Raw genomic sequence first — 6,115 nt, forward strand, 5'->3', positions numbered from 1 at the left:
AATCCGTGAAGCCTTGGTTCGCCAGTTGCATCGCTTGGAGTTCATGGATGGGACCGAAAACGTAGTGCTGATCGGGGGCCCAGGAACCGGGAAATCGCATGTCGCTACCGCTCTTGGCATCCAAGCGATCGAACATCGCCGTAAACGCGTCCGCTTCTTCTCAACGGTTGAGTTGGTCAATGCGCTGGAGCAGGAAAAAGCCCAAGGCAAGGCCGGAAAGATCGCTGAGGCGTTGGTGAAAACCGACTTGGTGATCCTGGATGAGCTGGGATATCTGCCGTTCAGCGCTTCGGGAGGCGCGTTGTTGTTCCACCTTCTCAGTAAACTCTACGAGCGCACCAGCGTCGTCATCACCACGAACTTGAGCTTCAGCGAATGGGCCAGCGTGTTCGGCGATGCGAAAATGACCACCGCGCTACTCGACCGCCTAACCCACCGCTGCCACATCCTTGAGACAGGTAATGACAGCTATCGGTTCAAGGCCAGCTCTGAGACAGCGAAAAAGAAACGAAAGGAGACAGCAGCATTGACGCCATCATGACGCAAAGAACATAACAGCTGGGTGGGTCAAGTCTCGGTGACAATGCCGGGTCAGTTCTCAGTGACAATCAACAGTCGGGTAGTTCGGCGTTATCGTGAGACGCACATCTCCAAGAAACACGTCACATGATGTTGCCGCCGTTTCGCGCCAGATACTGGACCTGGCGTCTCCGGCTGCCACCACCTCCACGAAGGCACCCGTTCCCTGCTGCGCGGAATCATCCTTGCGAACGTTAGATGCCCATTTTGCAACCAGGGACTGATTGGCGCCGATTTCCTGTGCGATCGACACAATCTTTTCACCGCCGCGGATCCGGTCGACGGCTTTGTCCTTGATCGCACGGGGCCACTTATACCGGCCATTCTCTTGGCGCGGAACCGGGATACCCCAGACCACATGGGCCTCTTTCTGTTCGCTTTCCGACACAATCATCTCCCTTCGATGAACGTGACGAATATCGCAAATCCCTTATTTTATTGAAACATGGGGTCTTTGCACCGCTTACGATCGACGGCTATCAGGGCTACAACAGGCTGACCAAACCCGCGCGCAAGGGCGGCGACCCAATTCGCGTGGCCCATTGTTGGGCACACGCGCGCCGCAAACTGAAGGAAGTCTTTGACCGCGACGGATCAGAAATCGCCGCCGAAGGCCTACGCCGCATCGCCCAGATCTATGCCATTGAAGCCGATATCCGTGGTATCGACCCCGGCCAGCGATTGTCAGCCCGCCAGGCCCGCAGCGCCCCGCTGGTCGCAGCCTTCGGCGACTGGCTGCAGGCGCAACGCCGCAAGATCTCCAGCAAGTCCCGGCTGGGCGAAAAGCTCACATACATCCATAACCACTGGAACGGGCTGCAAACCTTCCTGACCGATGGTCGTGTCGAGATTGACAACAACAGGGTCGAAAACCTGATGCGCCCGATAGCAATCAATCGCAAGAACGCCCTCTTTGCCGGGCACGACGAAGGCGGCATCGCATGGGGCCGCATCGCCTCCCTGATCGAAACCTGCAAGATCAACGGCGTCGAACTCTTCGCCTACCTCAAGGCAACGCTGACAGCGATCGCCAACGGTCACCCGCAAAGCCGCCTCGATGATCTGCTGCCGTGGAACTTCAAGCCGTCAAGCTAAGCTGACCGTGCTGTTCAGCGACCGCTTACATCTCAAGCGCACTTTGTGCGGGCTTGGCGTCAGCCGTTGGGGCCGGGTTTTTGGTCTGGGGATGGTCCACAATCTCGACCGGGAGAAAGCATGGCGTCTCAGCAACCTCGACTTCAACGATCTCTCGATCCGGCGCAAACTTGGGATCACGTAGCCATTTGTGGATCAGATTGGTGTTCATGGCGTACCGCCGCGCGACCTGCGCTACCGATACACCCGGCGCGCATGTTTGCGCGCAGATCGAAACCTTCTCCTCATCCGACCAAAACCGCTTCTTCTGACCCTTCTTACCCGCCATATCTGCCCTCAAGATGTCCACTATCAATAGTGGACACTATCAACACACTCTATGACGCGTCAGAGCAGGCTCACCGGACGCTTACGCCGCGATTAATCACATCCCACAAAGAGCGTCGAGAATGGTTTCAGAAGCCTGCTACGGCACAACGCCTGGCTAAGTGATTAATTAGCGCCCTGTTCGACGGCGAACTACCTCCTTTGCGGCTTCTTGATTGCGACGCATGCAAGCGACGATACCTTTCTCTAGATTGGAGTACTTTTTCAGGCCGCAGAACCCCAAACTGTCGGCTATTTCTCCAATCATTTCTGAAGAATATGCACGCCTATCAATTCTATCGGAGTTTGCAATGCTCTGCTCTATGGAGGCAATATCAAATCTTGGGGTTACCTGAAGCGAGTCACTGATGAGTTCAGCAGAGTCCTTGTCTTGAATGACACTAGATTATTGTAGCTTTCCTCTAATCCGCTCTCTAATATGGAGGCGCTAAGTGCGCGGTCGATAGCCGCAAGATTTTCCCTCTCGCCTGCTGCATCGTTTCTCGATAATTCTTTCCCGCTCACCAATAGTTCTATAATTCTCATGAAGCTGGGTATTAATTTCCTTTTCGTGGGGTGAGCGTCCTCATACTCGCGGATAGCAGGAAGCACACCCTCTGCGCAAATGCGTCGCGTCTCTGATAGCTCGTCCATCACCCAAGGCAATACATCAACATCCAAGGCACTTAATGCGTCAAGGTTGTATCCTATTGGGGCCAATTCAAAAAGTGAGGCGGTAATGTCCTGTAAGTTTGGTTCCTCTTCGATCATAGCTGGAGTGATCTTTGAGGTTGGCTGCCCGTCGACCAAATCACCTCCCGCCTTGCGGTATGCTTCTGCTACCAAGCGTGAGCAAAATACTCCACTATCCGAATAACTGCTGGGCATGATCTTGACAGAACAAATAGCTGCCAAAACGGAGTAAGGCATGTCCAGCCATAGCGAGGCTTCCCTAGCGGCCTTCACCGCAATAGACTTCTCGGTATAACGCAGCACCCGAATGTTCTTTATATTCGCGATGTAACATCTAGATAGTGACAGGTTTCTGACATGCCCCGGAACTGCTTCAATCATCGTTGGCGGATCTACACAGATCATAGCGTGACTAAACTGTCCGCGCGTTACGGCGCGTATACCCTTCGATGCGAGATTATTACCTCGAACTAATATAATATCGCCCTGACGGAGTTTATCCGTTAGTGGAAGATATGGCATAGAAGGTGGCCTCCGGCGCTTTGCAAACTAACATGAATTTATAAACCTGTATTGCGGGCAGGTCAGATGTATGAACATTTTTTGGAAAACTTTCTGCCAGAAAGGATACATTGTACAAGCTTATTTTGGTCGTAACCTACGTGTTCTTGCCTCGCATAGGTGTCATGCCGGGTCTGCAGGTACATTCCTTGTCGATGGCGGCGCAAAACCCAACCACTTGGTGAGCTACATTACGATGTGCTTGAGCGCTAGGTGATTACTTGTGCCGGGCACGAGCGACCGCCTTGCAGGCGTCGGGTTGGAAGACGTTTCTGCACGTAGCCGCGAAGGGCCGATTCGGGGTAGCTACACCGCAGCGAGGCCCAACCTGGCGAATGCCCGGAGAGGTGAAGGTTTTCTGATGCGGGTCGCGGCGGCACGTTGCGCACTGGCGAGACCACGACCCGCGTTGGAAAACCTCCCAAGGTGGAAGCCGTGGGGATCTTGGACCCGTCTATGGGGAAAGTGTGCAGTCGGTTAGGGCAACCGTTGCATCAGGGGTGCGGCTGAAGGTGCGTATGGTGCCCGATACGCTCGCATGCACGGCTAAGGATGCCGACAAAGCTGTTTGTTTCGGTGTCATTGCCGCTTCGTGCGACGCTGGAAGTGAACAAGCACAGGCTGTTAGGACCAAGTCTGCGGATTGCAGCTGGTGGATTTCCGTGACGAGTGACAGGCGATTTGTCATGCGGCCTGCTCCCTTGGCGGTGCTCGTGATGACGGCTTTTGCCCGCGCCGGAAGATTTCGACGATGCGCATGGGGCCGCCGCAACAGGGGCATGGTTCGCGCAGGGTGAGTGAGACGATCTCGGCGTCGGGTTCTGACGCAGGGGTCTGTTCGGGGCGCTGGACGCAGAGCAATGTGCGGATCTTCGTGATGTTTGCCTTGCGGGTCGAACTGGCCAGCAGGCCGTAGTGCCTGATGCGGTGTAACCCGTCAGGCAGGACATGGATCAGGAAACGACGAATGAACTCCGGCGTGGCCAACCGCATGACCTTTTGGCGATCGCCGGACTTGATGCGGTAATCCTTCCAGCGGAAGGCCACAGTATCGGCATCGGCGCTGACCAGGCGGGCGTTCGAGATCGCGACCCTGTGGGTGTATCGGCTCAGATAGGCCAGCACGGCCTCGGGTCCTCCGAAAGGTGGCTTGGCATAGACCACCCATTCGGATTTGCGGAACGGGGCGAGCCACGCCGTGAAGGTGTCCGCGTCGGCCAGTTCGCCCAGATCGCCGAAGAAGGCCAGCTGACCAGCCCGGTGCAGCGCCATCAGCCCTTCCAGAAACAGGCGACGAAACAGTCGCGACAGAGCCCGCACATGCAGAAAGAACCCGGGGCGGCAGGCAACCCAGCTGGTGCCATCCGGCGATAGGCCGCCACCGGGCACGATCATGTGGATGTGGGGATGATGTGTCAGCGCTGATCCCCAGGTATGAAGGACGCTGGTCATACCCACCCGAGCGCCCATGCGCTTGGGGTCGGCCGCGATGGTCATGATCGCTTTCGCAGATGCCCGGAACAGGAGACCGTAGACCGCCCGCTTGTTCCAATAGGCGATCTGCGCGATCTCGGCCGGCAGGGTGAAGACGACGTGGAAATACTCCACGGGCAGCAGGTCTTCAGCGCGCGCCGCCATCCAGTCCCGCGCGGCCGGACCCTGGCACTTGGGACAGTGCCGGTTCTTGCACGAGTTGTAGGCGATGTGATGGTGGCCGCACTTGGCACAGCCGGCCACATGGCCGCCGAGCGCCTCGGTCCGGCAGGCCTCGATCGCGGACATCACCTTAAGCTGCGAGATGCTGACATGCCCTGCGTTGGCCTTTCGCCATGCAGGACCATGGGCGCGGAAGATGTCAGCGATTTCCAGCTTCGACCGGGTCACCCCAGAGCCCGGTCACTCCAGGCTTCGCTTCACGGTCTGGTCCTGTAATCTGGCCAGCATCTCGTAGGGGCTGACGGTATCGCGGATCGTCTTGGTGGCCACATGGGTGTATCGTGCGGTGGTCGTCAGCTTGGCATGGCCGAGAAGCACCTGGATCACCCGCACGTCGGTGTTGGCTTCCAGCAGGTGCGTGGCGAAGCTGTGCCGCAACGTGTGCAAGGTGGCGGGCTTCTTGACCCCGGCCATGTGCTTGGCCGAGGTGAAGGCGCGGTTCAGTTGGCGCGGTGAGATCGGGTTGATCTTCGGCTTGCCCGGGAACAGCCAGCCTTCGGGACGCGCCTCGCGCCACCAGGCCCGTAGCAACTCCAGCAAGCCGGGTGACAGCATGACCTTGCGATCCTTCTGGCCTTTGCCCAGTTCGACATGGATCAGCATCCGATCACTGTCGATATCGCCGACCTTGAGGTTGCAGACCTCGGCAGCCCTGAGACCGGCACCATAGGAAATGCTGAGAGCTGCACGATACTTCAACCCTGGCCCGGGTGCCGCCATCAGGATGTCGGACACCTCCTCGACGCTGAAAACCACAGGCAGCTTGCGCGGCTCGGTTCGGAATTGCATGTAGCGCTTCATCTCTTCGCGCCCGCAGGTCATGCCGAAAAAGAACCGCAGCGCCACAATGCGCGTGTTGAAGGTCGAGGGCGTGATCCCTGTATCTGTCATGTGGAGCTGATATGCGCGCAGGTCCTCCGGCGTCGCGGTGTCGGGTGATCGCCCCAGAAAGGACGCGAAGTCCTTGATCGCCCGGATGTGGGACTTTTGCGCCTTGTCGCCCATCCCACGGATGCGCATGTCTTCGATCATCCGCTGGCGCAGCGGGGTTACTTTCTCCTCTGTCATGGGAACCTCCTGTCTGATGATTGAGAAGGCCTCAATC

General features: G+C 57.4%; 7 protein-coding genes. 2 read left to right on the forward strand and 5 right to left on the reverse strand.

The genetic code is table 11. The annotated features are described in order from the left end of the window. Positions 1–541 (forward strand): IS21-like element helper ATPase IstB (istB, locus tag AKU94_RS02920; RefSeq protein WP_050525854.1); only part of this gene is annotated, 541 nt, incomplete at its 5' end. Between the two features lie 57 nt (positions 542–598). Here istB and AKU94_RS02925 read toward each other — a convergent pair. Further along, positions 599–967: a hypothetical protein gene (locus tag AKU94_RS02925; protein WP_157056376.1), complete on the reverse strand. Its 369-nt coding sequence runs from the start codon at positions 965–967 to the stop codon at positions 599–601. Positions 968–1,011: 44 nt separating this feature from the next. Here AKU94_RS02925 and tnpC point away from each other — a divergent pair, with 44 nt between their 5' ends. Then, positions 1,012–1,674 (forward strand): IS66 family transposase, encoded by a 663-nt coding sequence (tnpC, locus tag AKU94_RS02930; RefSeq protein ID WP_456300032.1) that lies wholly within the window; start codon positions 1,012–1,014, stop codon positions 1,672–1,674. A gap of 25 nt (positions 1,675–1,699) precedes the next feature. On the opposite strand, the gene tnpA is transcribed toward tnpC, so the two are convergent. The 4 genes from tnpA to AKU94_RS02950 form a co-directional block, all read right to left on the reverse strand. Beyond that, positions 1,700–2,002, reverse strand: coding sequence for an IS66-like element accessory protein TnpA (gene tnpA / locus AKU94_RS20160; protein ID WP_232295666.1), 303 nt, complete (start codon positions 2,000–2,002; stop codon positions 1,700–1,702). 386 nt (positions 2,003–2,388) lie between these two features. Beyond that, positions 2,389–3,036, reverse strand: coding sequence for a hypothetical protein (locus AKU94_RS02940; protein ID WP_050525856.1), 648 nt, complete (start codon positions 3,034–3,036; stop codon positions 2,389–2,391). A 942-nt stretch (positions 3,037–3,978) separates the two neighbouring features. Further along, on the reverse strand, positions 3,979–5,178 hold the full coding sequence (locus tag AKU94_RS02945; RefSeq protein ID WP_050525857.1) for an IS91 family transposase: 1,200 nt from the start codon (positions 5,176–5,178) through the stop codon (positions 3,979–3,981). A 12-nt stretch (positions 5,179–5,190) separates the two neighbouring features. Next, on the reverse strand, positions 5,191–6,078 hold the full coding sequence (locus tag AKU94_RS02950) for a tyrosine-type recombinase/integrase (RefSeq protein ID WP_050525858.1): 888 nt from the start codon (positions 6,076–6,078) through the stop codon (positions 5,191–5,193). Positions 6,079–6,115 lie beyond the last annotated feature (37 nt).

The sequence above is a fragment of the Pseudorhodobacter aquimaris genome, from assembly GCF_001202025.1.
Classification (GTDB): domain Bacteria; phylum Pseudomonadota; class Alphaproteobacteria; order Rhodobacterales; family Rhodobacteraceae; genus Pseudorhodobacter; species Pseudorhodobacter aquimaris.

Bases quoted from the DNA above. Each gene is read 5' to 3' on its own strand.
- tnpA (WP_232295666.1), bottom strand. From the start codon at position 2,002: ATGGCGGGTAAGAAGGGTCAGAAGAAGCGGTTTTGGTCGGATGAGGAG.
- AKU94_RS02950 (WP_050525858.1), bottom strand. From the start codon at position 6,078: ATGACAGAGGAGAAAGTAACCCCGCTGCGCCAGCGGATGATCGAAGAC.